This window comes from Psychrobacter sp. AOP7-B1-25, assembly GCF_052376195.1.
In the GTDB taxonomy this organism is placed as follows: domain Bacteria; phylum Pseudomonadota; class Gammaproteobacteria; order Pseudomonadales; family Moraxellaceae; genus Psychrobacter.
In genome coordinates this window covers 116,108-136,354 of the sequence record NZ_JBQSVK010000003.1, presented here as the reverse complement: position 1 = coordinate 136,354, position 20,247 = coordinate 116,108, and the positions used below count along the sequence as shown (strand labels likewise).

The window sequence follows — 20,247 nt, the reverse complement described above, 5'->3', positions numbered from 1 at the left end:
ACTTATGGAGGAATCATCGTGTCCTATTTAACTATTAAGACGTTTTTAAAGATTGAATGTGTAAACTACCTGACAGCAGTGACGACTTCGCAAAGGTGTGGCTAAGCTTGTAAGTTAGTTGTATATTGGTTTTCTACCTATGATTATCAAATAACAACTTGCTATATCTGCCCGATCTTTCTCTTTTCTAAGTCTATTGTCCAAGATTGCTCTGCAAGCGATTTTGCGTCTACTGTTGTCTGTTTATCTAACATTCCTCTTTACCGTTGTTGCTAATAAAGTGACTCAGGCTATGATTTAGCTGTTGCTTTCCTATACGCAGAGTATTTACGCTGTGGCTGACGGTTTTGATCTATATCACCTTTCTTTAAAACGTCCATTATAAATAAACCATATATTTTTATTATTTTTTTAATTAATAAAAAACGGTATTTTATTGCCTAAATTTTATGAGTTATTAAATAATTTTCTTATTAAACGTTTTGTTTAATTGAGATAGGTAAGTAATGTCTAAAAATTATAATAGTCAAAAAAATACTATATGGTTATTAAAAAAATAAAATGGAAATAAAAAATTATGAGCATTCAATTAGTATTAAATGAAAACCGTAAACACGGCGTACCAGTCAAGATTTATACCTCGGATGTTGAGCAAGGGGCGATGCAGCAATTACGCAATTTGGCTCAGCTGGAGTTTGTACATTCGCATATTGCGGTGATGCCTGATGTACACGTTGGTAAAGGCGCCACAGTCGGCAGCGTGATTCCGACCAAATCGGCAATTATTCCTGCCGCGGTCGGTGTCGATATCGGCTGTGGTATGAACGCAGTACGTTTGTCCCTGACGGCGAGTGATCTACCTGATAGCTTGAAGTCATTACGTTCAGTCGTAGAGCAGCAAGTGCCTGTAGGATTCAATATGCACAAGCAAATTCAGGCTAAGAACTCAACGCTTGATCCATTAGGCAAGCGTCTAAAGCCAATTACTGATAAGCATCCGGGCTTGCTCAAAATGCTCAAAGGTTTTGAGCGGACGTGGGCAAAGCAGCTGGGAACACTAGGCGGTGGCAATCATTTCATTGAGCTGTGTTTGGATGAAAACAAAGATGTCTGGGTAATGCTACATTCGGGCAGTCGCGGTATTGGTAACTGTATCGGTCGCTATTTTATCAATCTGGCAAAAAAAGAACGTCAATCGCGTTTTGGTCATGTGCCTGATCGTGATTTGGCTTACTTTGCTGAAGGGTCTGATAGCTTTGCTGATTATGTCGAAGCGGTGGGCTGGGCACAGGATTACGCGCTAGAGAACCGCCGTGAGATGATGCGCTTAGTGATTAAGTCATTACAGTCACCACAAGCGGGGTTACCACGGTTTCAACTGACCAAAGAAGCTATCAATTGTCATCATAACTATGTCAATGAAGAAGTGCATTTTGGCGAGCAGGTCTATGTGACCCGTAAAGGGGCGATCAGTGCTTATGATGGTGAGCTCGGTATCATCCCAGGTTCTATGGGTGCAAAGTCTTTTATCGTACGTGGTCTTGGCGAGGCTGAGTCGTTTTGCTCATGCTCACATGGTGCAGGTCGCCAAATGAGCCGTGGCAAGGCTGTACGAGCATTTACTATCGATGAGTTAAAAGCACAGACTGATGGCGTTGAGTGCCGTAAAGACGAAGGTGTCATCGATGAAATACCTGGCGCTTATAAAGACATTGATGAAGTGATGGCCAATCAAGCTGATTTGGTCGAAGTGGTGCATACGCTGAAGCAAGTCATGTGTATTAAAGGCTAGGTTTTTTATATAAAACTTGATCTTGTTTTGACGGTTAGCAGCCATAAGACAGGATCAAATTGAGGAGATAATTATGAGAAGTTATCCTTATATCAATAAAAATGGTAAAAAAAGATCTCAATCAAAAGAGTGGGCTGATATACGAGCAGAGATGATGCGCTTGAAAACGGAGTTGAATCTAACGGATAAATCTTTTCGAGTTCTCACCCCTTACGATGATTATAAAGGTATAGAAGAGCGGATTTATCAAACCTTTTGCAAAATTGAAAATGGCAAAAGCCGTTCAGTTTGGTTATGGCAAAATTTGATACAAGAAACGTATTCAATGGAAGTCAAAGATTCTCTCAAGAGTTATCTGTTACGTTTGATTCAGCCCAATGAGAGTATCTGGTTTGCTATAACAGGAACGTTTAAGGAACGTTCTAAAATCTGGTTTTACGAGGGCAAAATTGAGGCAATAATAAAAATACTCGATGAAACTTGTTTCTTCGACGAGTGCTATTTTGTTTCTAAAAAGTATGACTGGCTCGTTTGTAGCAACCACCATGACGTTTTGATGGCTACAGGTAAAGATATGCCACAAAAATTAAAGGCTATAGAAGATATAGCAAAGAATAAAGGATAAGATAATGAGCTTAAAACAAACATTAAAAAAGGCCAAGCAAATCGAACGGCAGTTAGAGCAACAAGCTGAAACAGGCGTTCAGCAGTCGCTAGGTACTGTTAAGCCACGCAACTATTTGGCACTGGATCCGCTCTTAAAAAAAGGTGGTATTCACGAAAAGGAGGATATCGATATCGTCCGCAAAAAACGTCGCCGTGAGACTAAGCAGCAGTTACGGCAGACGGATTGGTTAGCTGAATAACTATACCAAAGCAGTCATTGCTCATTTTCCAAAAAGTTTTGGTGTCAAGTTTAGAACGGCGTATCATCAATGAGTGTAATGATAATACATGATGCGTTGCTTTTTATCGGCACGCTTGACATCATTTCGAAACAAACCCATTTTACTAGCAGTCCCTATGTATACTCATAATTGAATAAGTTTGTATGCTACGTATTATGGGTTTTTTCGTTCAAAAAATGGAGAGGTTATGATTGATAATAATAATGCTAAGACATCGTTGGATGTTGAAATGATAGAAAAACTAAAAGATAAAAAGCTGTGTAAGGTTCGGACAGTGACAACTTTTATCAATTTATATTCAGATATGGCAACGTGGCAAGCTGCATTGAAAGATGCTATTACACACTGTGAAAAAGTAGTCGCAAATCTAAATAGTAAAGGCTATACCGTGCAATCAATACGGATAGTGACTAACCCATACGGTGAATACTTAGATACTTCAAGTCTATCGACGGCTTCTACTGGATTGGCAACAATCACGTCTATTCTAGACGTACTTAATGAAGGCAAAAGTGGTCTGAGAGTGCGCTTTGCAATCGGTGAAGCCAAGACAGCACAGGAGATTGAGTTATTGCCCGAACTGATTGCGCAATATGGTGATTTATGCAACGCTTGTGTGAATGTGACTGCCAATGAGATAGGTATTTTAGATAATGCACTTATTGAACAATGCGCTGAGACAGTACAAGCTATCGCTAAACTGACACCCAGAGGTGAAGGGAATTTTAATTTCACTGTAAATTTTAACTGCGATGAGTTTATTCCTTATTTTCCAGCAAGCTATCATAGCGGCAAGACTGAAAAGGGTTTTGTTGTTGGTCTTGAAACTCCTGATTTGTTGGTAGAAACGTTGCAGTACATCCGTAAAGGGTCTCTCTTAGATGGTATGACTTATCAAAAAGACCAGCAGTTTATATTTGATGCTTTGAGCAAAGCCTTGCAGTACCATATCAATAGTATTGATAGCTGTGTGCAGCAGCTTAATTCAGCATCAGACTGGTGTTATCTCGGTATAGATACCTCACCAGCGCCTTCTAAAGATTGTCATTCTATGGTTGATGTCTACAAACTGCTTGGCGTGCCTTATTTTGGCGCTTCAGGTACAGTGGAGACCTCTGCTTTACTGACCAGAGTTTTTAAGTCAATCACAGACATCGATATGGTCGGTTTCTCAGGATTGATGCTGGCGGTTACTGAAGACAAAGGATTGGCGCAAGCCACGCTTGATAATGAGTTTGATATTCCTATGTTGTTGACCAACAGTGCCATCTGCGGTATCGGCCTTGATACAGTTCCTATTCCAGGTGATACATCCAAGGATAAATTATGTGCCTTGATGCGAGATACAGGTACCATGGCATATCGGTTAAATAAACCGCTGACTGTGAGAGTATTTCCTGTTCCAGAGCTTGATGCTGGTGATATTACTCAGTTTGAGAGTAGTGATTTGTGCAATTGTGCCGTATTAGCAGTGCCTTGATGGTAACATCTGTTATTTATCAGTGGCAGTCATTTTTATGTGATGATTTTTTGTCGATAATTGCAGTTCTATAAGTGATCAATACATATTGCTCAACCTAAAAACGATAAAAAAGCCGTTCACTATAATAGCGAACGGCTTTTTTTACTCTTACTCAAACTTATAATTTCACAGTTACGCCAATATTTCGATTAGCTCACCTTTGACCATGTGCGGGCTGACGAAATCAGTAATGCGTACGCTGACAAGCTTACCCAACATTTCATCCATTTGCTCAACATCATAAGGGAACATGACCGTACGAGTGTTATCTGCCGTGCCAATTAAGCAGTCAGGGTGGCGATTAGCGATTTGCTCAACCAATACGCGTGTCGTGGTACCGACCATTTCATGCGTTTTCGCTAGCGTTGAGTCAATAATGACTTTTTGGAATTCTGCCAAGCGTGCCTTTTTAGTGGTAAAGCTGACATCATCTGGTAACTCAGCCGCTGGCGTGCCTGGACGCTTAGAGTAGATAAAGCTATACGAGTGATCGAAGTTCAATTCTTTTGCTAAGTTTAACGTGTCTTGGAAATCTTGATCTGTTTCGCCAGGGAAGCCAATGATAAAGTCACTCGACAAGTGAATGTCTGGGCGAATGGCTTTAAGCTTATTAATCTGATTGATATAAACGTCGATCGTATGGTTGCGTTTCATCGCAGCCAAGATAGCATTGGAGCCACTTTGTACGGGTAGATGCAGGTGCGATACCAGCTCTGGCAATTGTGCATAAGCATCAATGATGTCATCCGTAAACTCTAGCGGATGACTGGTGGTATAGCGAATACGCTCCACACCATCGACATGCGAGACATAATGCAACAGCTCAGCGAAACGGCAGATGCTGCCGTCGTCTTTTTCACCGCGATAGCCGTTTACGTTTTGACCCAATAGATTAATTTCACGGATACCTTGAGCGGCAAGGCTGTCAATCTCAGCCAATACATCATCAAGTGGACGTGACAGTTCTTCACCGCGAGTATAAGGTACTACGCAGAATGAGCAATACTTCGAGCAGCCTTCCATAATAGATACGAAGGCTTTATAGCCTTCTACTCTTGGCTCTGGCAAAAAGTCAAATTTTTCAATGCTAGGGAATGACACATCAATCGTACCAATACGATTTTTTGGTGCGATTTCACGCTGTTCGTTTGACTGATCATAGAGATCTGGCAGGCGATGCAAGGTTTGCGGGCCAAATACCATGTCGACATAAGGCGCACGTTTTTGAATGTTGTCGCCTTCTTGAGAGGCCACACAGCCACCTACACCAATGACTAAGTCTGGGCGTTTTTCTTTTAGTTTGCGCCAGCGACCCAATTCCGAAAACACTTTTTCTTGTGCTTTTTCGCGAATAGAGCAAGTATTCATCAGTAGCACATCGGCTTCGTCGATATCGTGCGTAACTTCCATACCATGTGAGTCACCGAGGACGTCGAGCATTTTGTCAGAGTCATAAACATTCATCTGACAGCCTTGAGTGGTCACAAAGACCTTTTTCGTCACTGCTTTTTCGATGGGCGCTTGGGCTGAACTTGCTTCATTGAGTGCAGTGATAGCTGGCGCGTCAGCAGTTGTTTCAGTAACGGCAGCGTCATTGATGCGGGGGTTGAATACAGTAACACTCATAAGGATAAGTCCATGATTGACCAAAAATATAGCAAAGTCGATGATTAACAGGTGGCGTATTTTATCACAACCCTGTGCCAATGTGAAAAATTAGCACAAGCGATAGGTTGTCAATACGATAAATAATTCATAGCAGTATCAATTGTTTACTGTTATTCATACTGCTAATCATAAAAAATAGAAGCCTACTATCACTTCTATGTTACACCGTGCTGTCCTATTTATTAACAAAAGGTAAAGGAGATAGTTGAAAGCACAATGAGTATAGTATGATGATTAATATACCCTTGGCGGTACTTAACGAACCGTTGTTCACATATTTGTAGAGATATCATAAAGAGAGTCAGTATGACAAAGTTGCGTGTTGCGCACAGTATCAAGGACGACGAGTCTATCAGTCAAAAGCACGCGTCAAAGCGAATTACAGTAGGTACGCTACGGATGAGCGCGTTGAGCGTGGCAACAGCAGTCAGTGCACTTGGTGTGTCACAAGTCGCTTGTGCAGAGTTGACGTGGGGCGATGAGGAAAGCTACCAACAAGGAAGCAATTATCAGCAAGGTTACCAGCAAGACAGCAGTATCGACTCATTTATGTCAGCTGCTATCGCCGCAGATCGCGGTGATGTGAGTGCGCTTTATAACTATGAGCAGATGATGAGTGGCGGCCTGTTTGCGATGTATCCGGCTTATTGGCGTATGAATCTAGACCTTAATTCACAGAATTCAGCGGCTGTCTCTCAGTTTGTACGTCAGTACCCAGATACGGTTATGGCTGAGAAATTGGTAGCTGATTTTGCGGAGTCCAAAGCAGGGTCAAACGATTATGCCTCGGTGAGACAAGTGGCCAACTTGATTACCAATGCGGATGCCAGTGAACGATGTGCCGTCGCCCTTGGGTTCAATAATGGTGGTGACACCATGCGTGCTATGGCGGCTAAATCTGATGTTTGGCTAACCACCAAAAAGCAACCAGCGTTGTGTGATCAGTTAGCGATGGAGATGAATAATAATGCACTGATTAGTGATCAGGATCGTGCTGCTCGTCTCAAGCGTATGTTACGTAAAGGTAAAACAGGTGACATTATGGCGTTGTCATCACGCCTTGGTACACCTATTGCTTATTCTGCGCTCAGCGAAATTCAGCTAAATCCTTCGTCTTTCTTTAGCCGCTTTGGTCGTGAGCCTGCTAGCCAAACCAATCAATATCTATATATGTATGCAATCGGTCGTATGGCTGATAAGTCTTATCGTGAAGCAGCGTTACAGTTAGACTTCGACATCAAACAAGACAATCAGCGCTCCGTCAGGTTATTGAATGACGAAACCCGACGCTATGCTTACCGCACCCTTGGCGTACAGCGTATGAATCACAATACTGACGATGGCTTTAACGCTGAAGCAGTCGATTGGTTCCGCAACAGTTTGGATGATGACTTTAATTTTGAAGAAGCAGAAGACTACGCCATGGCGGCAATTCGCTTCAGTCGTTGGGATGATGTGGTAGAGGCCATCTCAAAAATGGATGGCGAAACGCAAAGAGAAGCCCAGTGGCAGTATTGGCTGGCTCGTGCTTATGAACAGTCAAGCGATAGCAGCAAGCGTAATACGTCTAAAAAAATGTATCAAAACCTAGCAAAAAGTAATGATTACTATGGCCTGATGGCAAAAGATAAAATAGGCCAGCGTTTTGATGCTAGCCGTTTAGGTGGTAGTAACTTGCCTAACGTAAGTACTGCTGACCGCGCTCGTGTCATGCAAGATGCCAACTTTGCTCGTGCGTTTGCGTTGTACAACTCTGATGCTAGCCGCGGTTATGCCAACCGCGAATGGAACTGGGCAGTTAAGCAAGCCCGCGACAATCGTGATGATAATTTGATCATCGCTGCTGCTCGTCAAGCCTATGATATGGGCTGGCTCGATCGAGCGATTTATGCGATTGATAATACCGATAGGGTGGATAGCTTAGCACTCTCGCATCCGATGCCACATCAAAGCGCGGTCGTGCGTTATAGTGAGTCAGCGGGTATTGATCCAGCGTGGGCATATGGCATTATGCGTCAGGAAAGCCGTTTTGTATCCTCTGCGCGCTCAAACGTAGGCGCGAGTGGATTAATGCAAGTTATGCCTGATACCGCAAAATATATCGCTCGTAACCTAGGTGAGACGTATAGTGCAAGCCGTGCTAATAGCGGTGATACTAATATTCGCTATGGGACATGGTATATGGGTGATATCTTGGGTAAGCTCAACTATCAGCCAGTATTAGCAACTGCAGGCTATAACGCTGGACCTAACAATGCCAAACGCTGGCAGCCAGTTTACGGATCACTTGCCGCAGATCAATATGTAGAATCTATTGCGTTTCCTGAGACACGCAACTATGTCAAACACGTGATGGAAAATGCCACTATTTATAGTAGCTTGTTAGGCCGTAATCAGCCGATCAGCCAGCGTATGGGTACGGTACCAACTGGATTTTAATCACTGAATGTATATTTAATAGACCACTAATGATTCATTGTTAGTGGTTTATCTTTATCTGCTGGTTTGTTCTGCTAAAGTATTGCTTAGCTGGATCAGGTAAATGGTACATTCGTTATTTTTCAGTATTTTACCAACATTTATCGATCTTACTAACGATGTCGTCAACGTTTACGTTTTTGCTATAGATTAAAGAAAACGTTTTGTTACCATTGCCTTAATGGAAAACCCTATTCTTTAGTCTTGTTCTTGGGTCAATGCGTGTTTTATATGTCGCGTCTAATGATTTAAGTTATAGCCTATGTCTTATCGTTGCTAATTAACTGCCTTCAGTCCTATGATCAAAAAATACTTTAGTCTTTCTATGTCGTTAAAAAGCAAATATTCGCTATTTAATCGGATATGCTCACTAACGAACGCAGAAGCAAATACAAAGACAAACGTGAGTAATAAGGCTGTTAACTCTATGGTGCGATTGCGTGCAACTTTAGCTAATCAACATAGCATAGGTAGTATCAAAGCAACGATGAGCTTCGGCGCTTTATTACTCATACAAGGTGTTGTTCTTTTGCCAGCACAGGCAGCTAGTACAGTTAAGAGTGGTCAGCGGGTATTGATGATCGAGATGACACCAGCATTATGTAGTATGCAGCCAACACGTGCCCGTATGCGCCAGTGTTTAGAAGGTTATTCATTGACCGTATCTGGTTTAGATATGGGGTATGGTGAACGCTGCGGCCGTGGTAGTGAGCCACGCCTTACACCGCTACAATTAAAGGTCGTCAACCGTATCATGCCTGATACAACGGTACGTAGCCAAGCGTGGCAGCGCTACGGAGCCTGTAGTCCACTTAGTGCCAGCAGTTACTTTCGCCAGATTACTAACTATGCAGGTGGATTAAAATTACCGAATGAGCTAAATACTGGCAACAGTTATACGGTTTCCAAATCACGATTTATCAGTCAAATGACTCGTCTTAATAGTGGTATGTCTTCCAATAGTGTGGATCTTATTTGTCAAAAGGGTAGCCGTCGTCAATCGATACTCACTGATATACACGTGTGTTATGAAGGTAATGATTTTGGCACTTGTCATGACGTTGTAGACAGCTGTGGTAGTCGATTTATCATTTCAGGTGGACGATAGTCTTTACTTGTCTGCTTAAACCTCTCTTTTAATATCATTTTCAGTATCCTTTGTTTGTATCTAGCAGTGTAGACTGCCTATTTTCACCATTGTAGCTACGTATAACGTGATCACAAGATGCTTTATCTTTCACGTCCTGCATCCCTCTAGCGCTTTATCTATAAGCGCTTAGCCTCTATAAGAATTCTCCCGTATAAAATGTAACAATATAATCCCTGACAGGTCTATGACTGTATCTAGACGGTCACTGCGATGAAGTGCTACACTAGCTCTCGGTTTATACATGCTGCTATGCGGCAAACAAGTCGATATCTAAAATGATAATCGTTCATTAGAATTATCTAATAATTAATTAGGGAGTATTCAATGTCAATGAAACAGCCTTTACGTGTTGCCGTCACTGGTGCCGCTGGTAATATCAGCTACGCGATGCTATTTCGTATTGCATCTGGCGAGATGCTAGGTAAAGATCAGCCAGTTATTTTGCAATTACTTGAAATTACGCCAGCTCTTGATGCCCTAAAGGGTGTGGTCATGGAACTAGAAGACTGTGCATTCCCATTGTTGGCTGGTATCGTCCAAACTGACGATGCTAATGTCGCATTTAAAGATATCGATTATGCTTTACTGGTTGGTGCACGTCCTCGTGGCCCAGGTATGGAGCGTAAAGATTTGCTAGAAGCCAACGCTGCGATCTTCTCAGCACAAGGTAAAGCATTGAACGAAGTTGCTAGCCGTGATGTAAAAGTATTGGTAGTTGGTAACCCTGCTAATACAAACGCACTTATCGCTCAGCGTAATGCACCAGATCTTGATCCACGCAACTTCACTGCAATGACTCGTCTTGACCACAACCGTGCTATGGCACAGTTAGCTGGTAAGACTGACAGCACTGTAAATGACGTGAAAAAAATGATCATCTGGGGTAACCACTCATCAACTCAGTACCCAGATCTAACCGCTTGTACTGTAAATGGTAAGCCTGCACTAGACTTAGTGGATCGTGACTGGTACGAAGCAACTTATATCCCAGAAGTACAACAGCGCGGTGCTGCGATCATTAAAGCTCGCGGTGCATCATCTGCGGCTTCCGCTGCCAACGCTGCTATCGCACACATGCGTACGTGGGCACTAGGTAGTGATGAAAATGATTGGGTATCAATGGGCGTTTACTCAAACGGCGAATACGGTATTGCTGAAGGTTTGATCTACTCATTCCCATGCACATGTACTAACGGCGACTGGTCTATCGTAGACGGTGTTGACGTATCATCAGATTTCTCTAAAGAGAAAATGGCTGCTACTGAGCAAGAGCTTAGTGAAGAGCGTGATGCAGTAGCACACCTGCTTCCATAAGTAGCTAATCTGCTAAAGCTGTTATATAAACAGCTTAGAAAAAGCCCTCTAATATAGAGGGCTTTTTTGTGCCTATGAGAAATAGGCAAATGAGAGCAGTCGAATTTACTCTATTAAATTGGCAAAAATAGTTTACCGTTAATACAATTGATAACGTTAGATAAACGTTGATTAACAGCTATTAAAGTAAAGCTTGTTACAATAAATGTATCAATTTAAAGAATAAGCACGTTAAACAAGAAATGCGATCATGTTCGTACTATTTAAGGAGAAAGTTATGTTGGGTGAACCAGAATATACAATGAATGAGCTATTTGCACAGCTGGGTCTAGATAGCTCAGATGAAGCAATCAATGCCTTTATTGAAAAAAACGCGTTAGCAAAAGAAGAAAAGCTTACAGAATCTGATATTTGGACAGACAACCAACGCATGTTCTTACAAGAAGAATGGCAAAAAGATGCAGCGTGGGTAGAAACTATCGATGAGTTAAACGTACGTCTACATCCTAGTGCATAAAGACTTATAACATTACACAAACCCCCGCGATACTAATGCTATCGCGGGGGTTTTTATGTCTAAGATATGACTAAATTTTAAATTTGCTTTTCGCGCCACTTAAGTAAATCAGCGACATCTTGATGAATGCCAGCTTTTAAGGCTTCTAACCCATCATAGCGACGCTCACCATGCAAAAAATGTAAAAAACGTACTTGTAGATTCAATCCGTACAAATCAGCTTGTAACTTTGGAAAATGAACTTCTAATCGCCAGTCACTACCTTTATCGACAGAGGGTCTTTTGCCAATATTAGCTGTGCCAAACAAACTATGCGCGCGTAACCCCGCAACACCTGCATGACCGTCAGTGGCAAGGGTAGTCAAGCCATCTGCTATTACATTGCCATCAGCGTCTAAGCTCACCACATCGACCGCAAAAATACCATGTAAGGCGGGCTTTATTCGTTGCAAATCGATATTTGCGGTAGGAAAATCTATCGTGCGACCTATCTGGTCACCGCGAACAACCACTCCTGTGATTGCATATGTACGACCAAGTAGCCTGTTAGCTGCCTGAAGCTCACCTGCCAATAGTAAATCGCGAACACGAGTAGAGCTAATGCGTGTAGCATTACTATTTATATCAGTAGTACAGTCATTAATTACGTTATGTTCGTCAATAATGCTGTTAGCATTGTCATCAGTGACCGTATGCAGATTGGTCACATGTAGCCCATAGTTACGCAAAAACTGACTGTCGCCAGTACGGTCATGACCGAAGCGGAAGTCATCGCCTAACACCAATGCTTTTACGTTCAGACGCTTGGCTAGTATATCGGCAAATGCTTGTGCTGATAGTGACCGAAACTCTGTATCAAAACCTGCTACGATCAATGTTTCAACACCATATTCTGCTAACAGTGCTTGCTTCTCTGCCAGATTAGTCAGACGTGCAGGTGCTTTGGCGGGTGCAAAAAACTCACGTGGCTGTGGCTCAAATATCATGACCGCTGCCCTCAAATTTTGGGTACGCGCAATCTCGCGAACTTGGGCTAGCATTGCCTGATGACCGAGGTGTACACCGTCAAAATTACCGATAGTGAGCACGCAAGATGCCAACTCTACTGGCACAGCGTCCGTAGATGAAGGGTTTGTTGACAAAATTAGTTGCTCAAGAAAATAGGTTTTCATAAATTTTCAGCTATGATGAGACCAAATAAAAAACGAAAAACACGTCTATGCTTAAAATTGATGTGTCTAAAACCAGCCATTATAAAGTAAAATAGCCACACTAACATCCTATAGTCTACGTGTAATGCAAGTATGACGCATAGGAAGTCTATTCTTTATGACCAATGTTTTTAATAACAATCCTAACGACGATGGAGATCTTATGACTGATGCTGCCTTGAACACTATACCAAATGAATTATCAACATATCAGCTTACTGATCAGTTCGTTGTACAGCGTGCGAGTAAAGAAGATTTGGCAGAAGTCTTAGATATTTATAATCAAAGCATACCGGGTAAGCAAGCAACAGCCAATCTTGCACTGGTTACGGTAGAGGAGCGTGCTGCTTGGTTTAACGAGCATCTAGATAGCGCAACCAGACCAATATATGTGGTCAAAGCATTACAATCAAATGATGTAAATCAAGCAAAGCTGCCAGTAGTTGCATGGGGCAGTTTTAGTGATTTATATGCGCGTACGGCCTATCATATCAGTACCGAGATTAGTATTTATTTGAATCAAGACTATCAGGGCAAAGGATTGGGAAGTTTGCTGACCCATTGGATGTTGACGCAAGCACCAAGCTTGGGTATTCGAAACATCATTGCACTCGTTTTTGCCCATAACCAGCCAAGTTTAGGATTGTTTCGTAAGCTTGGCTTTGAGCAATGGGGTTATATGCCAGAAGTTTGCGATATGGAAGGGTTTATCGCTGATGTTGTGATGCTTGGTAAAGCAGTGACATCAGATGAAACCTTAGATGATGCATCTGATACGCTTTAACCTAAAATCTTCCATTGACCTTCTATCTTCTGTAGCTGGTAGGTCAGTGGTGCAGGTTCGCTCTGTCCTTTTAGCATTAGCTCGCCAGTAATGGTGGCACGAGTTTTATCGTCATTGTACTTGGTATCAGTAATCGTAACGCCTTCAACAGTCTGCTGAAATGCTGATTGAGTATTGGCAAGCTCTTCTTCAAAGTTTGCCATATCTACTTGATAATACGACGCTGCATCTTTTACGTCACCATAATATAAGCTGTTTAATGCTTGCTTAACAGTATCCTCTGGTGTACCTGCTTGAGTAGGGTTGGTTACTAAGCTTTTTTGTTCGGTGGGGGCAGTTACTGGATTAATATTGTCACTATCAATTGCTATCTCATCTTCAGCGTCATCTGTAATTTCTTCTGTTTCGCTATCACTGTCAGCGATCTCTGTCTGGTCAGTTGCCTCGTTGTCTAATGTGACATCTTCTGAGGTATCAACGGTCTCCACCATATCTTCACTATCAGTAGCAGTTTCAGCCGACTCATTATTGCTACAGCCACTAATAAGTAGTCCAGTGCCTAACACACCAGTGGCTAGCAGAATTGGTAAGCGCTGGAAGATTGGCTGTTTCGTTGTCATATCAAAACCTCAGATTCTATGTATTTATTAGTGATATATTATGACAATGATCAGCAGCGAGCATTGTCATTTCTCATAACAGGCTTGTTTTGGTTTCGTAAGCCCATTATAAATTTACTTATAATTTAGACTAACCATGTTTTAGCTGGCGCGGGCGGAAACCAGTGGCTAGCAATACCACACCGTACACTAGCGCTCCGATGGCACACATAATAATTAGCGCAACGATACGTTGCCACTGGGCATCGTCTGTAGGGAAATAAGGTAGCATAAAATAGAGTACGCCAACCATAGAGCTAGTCGAAATAGCAAACTGTACAAATAGCTTTTTCCAATGTGAGCCAAAACGGAAGATATTACGTTTATGCAAGAAGTAATATAGCAAGCCTGCGTTTACAAAAGCAGCACCAGTCGTAGCCAATGCCAGACCACCATGCAGCGGTATCTCTAAAAAGTAAAATATTCCGATAAAAATAACACTGAAGATCATATTGGCAATGACAGAAATGATGCCGATTTTTACGGGAGTTTTGGTATCTTGACGCGCAAAGAAAGCGGGAGCAAATATCTTAATCAGCATGAATCCTAAGATGCCACCTGCCATACTACGCAGAGCCAATGAGCTCATCTGTGCATCACGTAAGGTGAATTCACCACGTAAAAACAGTGCTTGCATCAATACATCTGCCAGTACAAACAGCGCAGCCGAAGCGGGTATACCGACTAAGATAATAAGACGTGCTGCCCAGTCGATGGTTTTTTTGAAATTGACATCGTCTTTTTGAGCTTCACTTTTTGACAAACTGGGCAAAATAACTGTGCCAATTGCCACCCCAATCAGCCCCAATGGCAGCTCGCTCATACGTTCAGCTGCATAAAGCCAAGAGACCGACCCACCGATCATCAATGAAGCAAACACAGTATTGAGTAAGAGGTTAATTTGGGTGACAGATACACCAAAGATAGCAGGTAACATCAATTTTAAAATTCGACGAACGCCTTCGTGCTTGAAATCAACCTTTGGTGCGACAAGCAGTTTCTGTTGCCAAAGCTGTGGTAGTTGTATCAAGAACTGTAGCAAACCTGCGATAGCCACGGCATAGCCAAGCGCCATAATAGGCGTATCAAACATCGGTGCGAAAATCAGCGCACCACCAATCATACACAGATTCAATAGCACTGGTGCAAAGGCGGGTGCGGCAAAACGGCCGTAGCTTTGCAAAATACCACTCGCAAAAGCTGTCATAGAAATAAATAGTAAGTACGGAAAGGTAAGACGCAGCAGCTCAGCGGTAATGGCAAATTTATCAGGTTGATCGGCAAACCCAGGGGCAAACAATGTCACTACCCAAGGTGCAATTAGGATGACAACCACGGTAAGCATCGACAATACTAGCAACAATGCGCCGGAGGTGCGACTGACCAAAATCTGCACTTGTTGTAAGCTGTACTTTTCTTTGTACTCGGACAGTACAGGCACGAATGCTTGGCTGAACGCACCTTCCGCAAACAGTCTTCGTAAAAAATTTGGGATTTTGAAGGCGACTAAGAAGGCATCCATCAAACCACCTGCACCAAAAACCCCTAGCAATACAACATCACGTATCAAACCTAAAATACGCGATAACATGGTCATACTGCTGACCACCATGGTTGAACGAAATAACCGACTTTTTGCCATGAGAACCTATCTTGCCAAATTGTATATTGAATTATGTGCTGGTGTAATGTGGATGAAAAACTGACGAATTATATCACTTTCATAATTGAGATAAATGGATTGAGTGTGGAATATGATATGTGGAAAATTGAGACTTTTTACCTTAGATCGTTTTATAAATTTCGTTTAGTATTTGAAATAACTGAGCCCGCTTATCAATCATAGATTCTCTATAGCTAGCTGCGTCATTTTCATCAAAAGGTATATCTAAAGATGCTACTCTTTTTCTGAAGGCTATCACTGTTTCACCATATAATCTTAGTGAAACTGAAGCTTCGTTATAACCAAATAGCAATAATAAGGATTCTGCTGTAGTCAATTCACTAAAGCTATTGAATAGATCATGTTGAGCATCTAATAAAATTTTTGATTTGGGAACAGAGCTATCTAGTATTAACCTTCTACGCCAATCAGAATATAGTGACCAATACCTTAAAGCAACGTTGTTGAAAGACTCTGTTTTTTCTGCTACTTCTTTTAGCATCTCGAATTCGCGTGTAACTTTCGCCTTCTTGCGATCATTACGATGCTGAGTTGTAGACAGTACAAAAGCGATGATGCCTGTTATCAAGGCACCCAAGCCAATCTTAACTGCTGAATCAACCACCTCAATCCAAGTCATAAATTCTCCAGACAGTAATTCATATTAGACCACTTCCTACTTTAATAGGTTTGAGATACACTCACGCAATCTTGCCCACTCAAAGTAATCACCAGGGTCAGTCTTACGCCCAGGCGCGATATCACTGTGGCCAGTCAAGTGACGACGTGTTTTAGGATAAGCTTCATAGATAGCACTGACGACTTGTGCGAGCCTGTCATATTGCATGTCAGTGAAAGGCGTAAAATCTGACCCTTCAAGTTCGATGCCAATGCTATAATCATTACATTCAGGTCGGCCTAAGTAGCTAGACCGCCCAGCATGCCAAGCGCGTTCGTTGAAATTGACAAACTGAGTGATAGCACCATCACGTTCGATTAATAGGTGCGCTGATACTTCTGCACCCTTGATTGTTTGAAAATAAGGGTGAGCATCCCAGTCTAATTGATTGGTAAATAATGCTTTCACATAATGTGTGCCATTAGTGTCGCAGGCACCAAACTCATTCGGTGGTAGGCTAATGTTATGTACGACGATAGCGTCAAGGCTCAAACCTGTTGGTCTTACATTATAATTGGGTGAGGCTAACCAAGTGGCAGCTGATAGCAGTCCATCTTTGATGGTCATTGGCGACGTGGATGATGAGTTTGGTGATGATGCAGTCATAACACTCTCTTTTGATACTAGTATTGATAATGATGTGATAAGCAATCTATTTAAGTAGCTAAACGATAGCGGGCCATGTATTTGGTTTTTTAACCCAGCAACTTTAATAACACTGATAGCGTATGAACAATAACGTGCGAGATTTTACCTCATGTCTATAAAACTGATGTCCATACCTATCGATTGTACGCTAATGACCATTGGCCTGCGAGCAAGCCTACCGTTAGCTGTAGCAGGAATATTATTTTCGGCGCAAGCTCAGGCATTTTTACCAACGTCACTGTCCGTTCTTGAAACAGAGGCACTGTCACCTGACGCATCTAGCATAGCACCGATTTATTCTGATTCAGACGTATTGGCTGAGCCCAAAGATATTAATAGCACTGAACCTAATATTCAAGATAGTACTTTATTGGATTCAAGTGTGGCTACAAACCAGTTGCTATCGACATGGCGGCAACAAGTAAAAACAGACAATTTGGCACAGCATACAACATGGCGACGCTTATTGTATTTTTACGATGATAAAAACAGTGTATTTGGTAAAAAGAAAACCGTAAGTTTGGTCGATGATCCGAGCTTTTTTTTGAGTAAGAATGGTCAACAAGATTCAGACGCAGAATTAGATGCGATGCTCGTAGCACTTGCGCAAGAGTTAGCGTCATCATCAGAAACTGAGAACAATCAAGTTAAAACTGATAATAATAATTCTGTCTTATGTCGTTTTCCAGCGCGAGTGGCATGGTTGACAGAGATGCTAGCGATCGATGCTGCAAGTTTATCAACTGAGTGTCCTGAGTTAGATGAATGGATGTCGACATTGGCGCCTGAGCAGCTATCTATTATGTTTGCGCAGGAGTACTTAGACAATCCACTCTCTGCGTTTGCTCATACGTTGCTACGCATTGACTCAAAAGCGAGCATTGCCGATCCAAATAAAATCGATAAGGCTTATGCACTGAACTATACGGTAGACGGTGATCCAAATGACAGTTTTCCAGTCTATGCTACCAAGTCAATGATTGGTAGCTACAATAGCGCTATCGAAATTGATCCTTATCCAGAGATGCTAGCGAAATATCTGCAAGATGATGAGCGTGACGCGTGGACATATCAGTTGAGTTTGACGCCAGCAGAAGTTCAGCAAATTATGCGCCACGTTTGGGAAACTAAAGCGTTAAAGATGCCGTATTACTTTACCACGGACAACTGTGCTTCTGAGATTTTGCGTCTTATTGATGTGGTTCGTCCGCAGCAAAACTTATTGAGCCAATTGTCTTATGCTGTTGTGCCTTCTGATGTGATTCAGCTATTAAATAATGAACAGTTGCTGGCAAGTACCACTTATACGCCTGCTGATAATACCTTACGTCAAGCTCAGCTCAATGAGAGGAAACAACAGCGCGCGCAGTTGGGCTATCATAATAGCGCCAAACAAACCGTGAATGAGATCAAATCTGCGCAGCTTAACCCTGTATCGAGCATGTCAGGTGATGGGCAAACACTACTCAAGCGTCAAATCGACGTATCGGATAATAATCCAATAGATAGGCATCCGCTACAGTTGGGCACGATAGCTATAGGGCAGCGTGGGGACAATGACTATATGGATATTGGGTTTCGAGCGGGCTTTCATGATACGCTTGACCGCGCTTCAGGGTATCCACAGTTTTTTAACTTGGAGGGGCTAGCGGCAACATTGCGACTGTATGATACAGATGACGATACCAACCAGCCAGACAGTGTGGTCTTGCAAAACGTTACCTTAATTCGTGGCCGCTCTTTTAACCCTGTCAATACTGCCAAAAAGGGTAACACTTGGGGTGCTAGTATTGAAGCAACACGAGTAAATGATGGCTCGCAAGAAACAGGTACAGATCATTTGGTCGGTAGTGTTGGTTACGAGAAAGGCTGGTCGTGGGCATTTGGTACACCAGCCGCAGGTACTGGTGAGATGCCGCCGCAACTGTGTTATACGTTTTTGGCAGGTACGGGGCAAGTAGGACGCGGTATCAATAAAGGTTTTCGTCTAGGCGCAGGTATTAATGCTGGCTGCCGTTATCAGATTAACAATCAGTTACGCGCGCAAGCTGAATTGCAATTGCCATATTGGTATCATGGCAGCAGCGACGAACCCAGTGTCCGTGGTCATTATTGGCAACCAGTTTCAAGCCTAGGATTGCAATATGACATTGATAAAAAGCAAGCACTACGTATTAATGCCAATTATGAATGGCAAGAACGTATCGATGCCAATGATGATATACAGCTATCATATAGACGGTATTTTTAAACCTTGGTTTAGACACTGATTTAGGCATTAATTTAAACAAAATGGCTTCTAAGTGCTGTAATAGTTATACAAAGGGAAAGATGCTTTATGAGTACGCAAAATTTACTAATTATCGGACAAGGTGATATCGGTCTGCCAGTGACCAATAAACTTGCCCAAGATGGCTATTATGTGACTGGGCTTGCTCGTAGTGAGCGCCACCATTATGGTTTGGTAGATATCGCAAATTTTTTGCAGGCTGATGCGTTGACGCTGAAGGCTGCGCAGCTGCAAGAATTTACTCATATTGCGATTATTGTCACCCCTGACGAGTATTCGACCAGCGGTTATCAAGACAGTTATCTAGCGATTAGTCAGCATTTGGCAGCGCTTGCTCCACAGCTCACCAAACTTGAGCGTGTGGTATTCATCTCTTCTACTGGTGTCTACGGTCAGGACAATGGTGAGTGGATTGATGAGCATACGGCGCCTGTTACGCCTGCACGTGAAGCCTCGAAAGTCATATTGCAAGCAGAGCAAGCGCTGCAACAAGGATTTGATGATAAAGCCATTATTATTCGCCCTAGTGGTATCTATGGGCGCGAGCGTTTAATGCGTCTACGCAAGGCTCGTGAGCCAAATAAAGATCCAGTGCCAGCTGAGCATTGGAGCAATCGCATCATGGATCGCGACTTGGTCAATATCATCACTAAAGTGTTGATGATAGAAGTGCCGAAGCCTATCTATATAGCGACGGACTATCGACCTGTGACTACGTTTGAGCTAGGGGTTTGGCTAAGTGAGCAGGTTGGCGAGACACTTCCTACTATTGATAATACAAAAACCTCAGTGACAGGAAAACGCTTGCACAGCAACATTCCGTTAGCTTGGCTTGATTATGCTGACTGGCAGATAGGCTACCGCGATATTTTGAACCACCAAGAGTAAGTCTTTAAATATTAGCTCTAAAAAGTAAAATATCCTTTAGTGTAATCGTTTTTATTTGTTTTATATTTTATAGTCT

The 20,247-nt window shown here is 42.4% G+C and carries 17 protein-coding genes; 11 read left to right on the top strand and 6 right to left on the bottom strand.

The window, feature by feature from the left end; genetic code table 11:
- Positions 1–577 precede the first annotated feature (577 nt).
- The 4 genes from ACT3QR_RS04615 to ACT3QR_RS04600 all read left to right on the top strand — a co-directional run bounded on the left by ACT3QR_RS04615 (position 578) and on the right by ACT3QR_RS04600 (position 4,180).
- Entirely contained in the window at positions 578–1,792 is a 1,215-nt protein-coding gene (locus ACT3QR_RS04615) for an RtcB family protein (RefSeq protein WP_444520216.1), read from the top strand.
- 73 nt (positions 1,793–1,865) lie between these two features.
- A complete protein-coding gene (locus ACT3QR_RS04610) occupies positions 1,866–2,417 on the top strand; it encodes a DUF6756 family protein (protein ID WP_444520215.1) in 552 nt (183 codons plus the stop codon).
- Positions 2,418–2,421: 4 nt separating this feature from the next.
- Positions 2,422–2,658 (top strand): hypothetical protein, encoded by a 237-nt coding sequence (locus tag ACT3QR_RS04605; protein WP_444520214.1) that lies wholly within the window; start codon positions 2,422–2,424, stop codon positions 2,656–2,658.
- Positions 2,659–2,887: 229 nt separating this feature from the next.
- On the top strand, positions 2,888–4,180 hold the full coding sequence (locus ACT3QR_RS04600) for a DUF711 family protein (RefSeq protein ID WP_444520213.1): 1,293 nt from the start codon (positions 2,888–2,890) through the stop codon (positions 4,178–4,180).
- 174 nt (positions 4,181–4,354) lie between these two features.
- Here the strand turns inward: ACT3QR_RS04600 and miaB are convergent, their stop codons facing one another.
- Positions 4,355–5,848, bottom strand: a complete 1,494-nt coding sequence (miaB, locus tag ACT3QR_RS04595; protein ID WP_444520212.1) for a tRNA (N6-isopentenyl adenosine(37)-C2)-methylthiotransferase MiaB — start codon at positions 5,846–5,848, stop codon at positions 4,355–4,357.
- A gap of 348 nt (positions 5,849–6,196) precedes the next feature.
- Between miaB and ACT3QR_RS04590 the strand changes: the two genes are divergently transcribed.
- From ACT3QR_RS04590 to ACT3QR_RS04575, 4 genes are all read left to right on the top strand, one after another.
- The gene (locus tag ACT3QR_RS04590) at positions 6,197–8,329 is read left to right on the top strand and encodes a transglycosylase SLT domain-containing protein (protein WP_444520211.1); all 2,133 of its coding nucleotides are present in this window, start codon (positions 6,197–6,199) and stop codon (positions 8,327–8,329) included.
- Positions 8,330–8,771: 442 nt separating this feature from the next.
- Positions 8,772–9,476, top strand: coding sequence for a ribonuclease T2 (locus tag ACT3QR_RS04585; RefSeq protein ID WP_444520210.1), 705 nt, complete (start codon positions 8,772–8,774; stop codon positions 9,474–9,476).
- A gap of 366 nt (positions 9,477–9,842) precedes the next feature.
- A complete protein-coding gene (locus ACT3QR_RS04580) occupies positions 9,843–10,832 on the top strand; it encodes a malate dehydrogenase (protein WP_444520209.1) in 990 nt (329 codons plus the stop codon).
- Positions 10,833–11,109: 277 nt separating this feature from the next.
- Positions 11,110–11,349 (top strand): DUF2789 domain-containing protein, encoded by a 240-nt coding sequence (locus ACT3QR_RS04575; protein ID WP_444520208.1) that lies wholly within the window; start codon positions 11,110–11,112, stop codon positions 11,347–11,349.
- Positions 11,350–11,426: 77 nt separating this feature from the next.
- Here ACT3QR_RS04575 and ribF read toward each other — a convergent pair whose 3' ends face one another.
- Entirely contained in the window at positions 11,427–12,521 is a 1,095-nt protein-coding gene (gene ribF / locus ACT3QR_RS04570) for a riboflavin biosynthesis protein RibF (protein ID WP_444520207.1), read from the bottom strand.
- 157 nt (positions 12,522–12,678) lie between these two features.
- Here ribF and ACT3QR_RS04565 point away from each other — a divergent pair, with 157 nt between their 5' ends.
- Positions 12,679–13,344: a GNAT family N-acetyltransferase gene (locus ACT3QR_RS04565; protein WP_444520206.1), complete on the top strand. Its 666-nt coding sequence runs from the start codon at positions 12,679–12,681 to the stop codon at positions 13,342–13,344.
- Here ACT3QR_RS04565 and ACT3QR_RS04560 read toward each other — a convergent pair.
- The 4 genes from ACT3QR_RS04560 to ampD all read right to left on the bottom strand — a co-directional run bounded on the left by ACT3QR_RS04560 (position 13,341) and on the right by ampD (position 16,951).
- A complete protein-coding gene (locus tag ACT3QR_RS04560; protein WP_444520205.1) occupies positions 13,341–13,964 on the bottom strand; it encodes a hypothetical protein in 624 nt (207 codons plus the stop codon). The genes ACT3QR_RS04565 and ACT3QR_RS04560 overlap by 4 nt on opposite strands.
- 130 nt (positions 13,965–14,094) lie before the next feature.
- Positions 14,095–15,645 carry a murein biosynthesis integral membrane protein MurJ gene (gene murJ / locus ACT3QR_RS04555; protein WP_444520204.1) on the bottom strand — a complete coding sequence of 517 codons (1,551 nt, stop codon included), beginning with the start codon at positions 15,643–15,645 and terminating at the stop codon, positions 14,095–14,097.
- Positions 15,646–15,787: 142 nt separating this feature from the next.
- A complete protein-coding gene (locus tag ACT3QR_RS04550) occupies positions 15,788–16,306 on the bottom strand; it encodes a hypothetical protein (protein WP_444520203.1) in 519 nt (172 codons plus the stop codon).
- 36 nt (positions 16,307–16,342) lie between these two features.
- Positions 16,343–16,951 (bottom strand): 1,6-anhydro-N-acetylmuramyl-L-alanine amidase AmpD, encoded by a 609-nt coding sequence (gene ampD / locus ACT3QR_RS04545; RefSeq protein ID WP_444520202.1) that lies wholly within the window; start codon positions 16,949–16,951, stop codon positions 16,343–16,345.
- 151 nt (positions 16,952–17,102) lie between these two features.
- On the opposite strand from ampD, the gene ACT3QR_RS04540 reads away from it, so the two are divergent.
- Both ACT3QR_RS04540 and ACT3QR_RS04535 read left to right on the top strand, forming a co-directional pair.
- The gene (locus ACT3QR_RS04540; protein ID WP_444520201.1) at positions 17,103–19,244 is read left to right on the top strand and encodes an Lnb N-terminal periplasmic domain-containing protein; all 2,142 of its coding nucleotides are present in this window, start codon (positions 17,103–17,105) and stop codon (positions 19,242–19,244) included.
- 87 nt (positions 19,245–19,331) lie between these two features.
- The gene (locus ACT3QR_RS04535) at positions 19,332–20,171 is read left to right on the top strand and encodes an SDR family oxidoreductase (protein WP_444520200.1); all 840 of its coding nucleotides are present in this window, start codon (positions 19,332–19,334) and stop codon (positions 20,169–20,171) included.
- Positions 20,172–20,247: the final 76 nt, after the last annotated feature.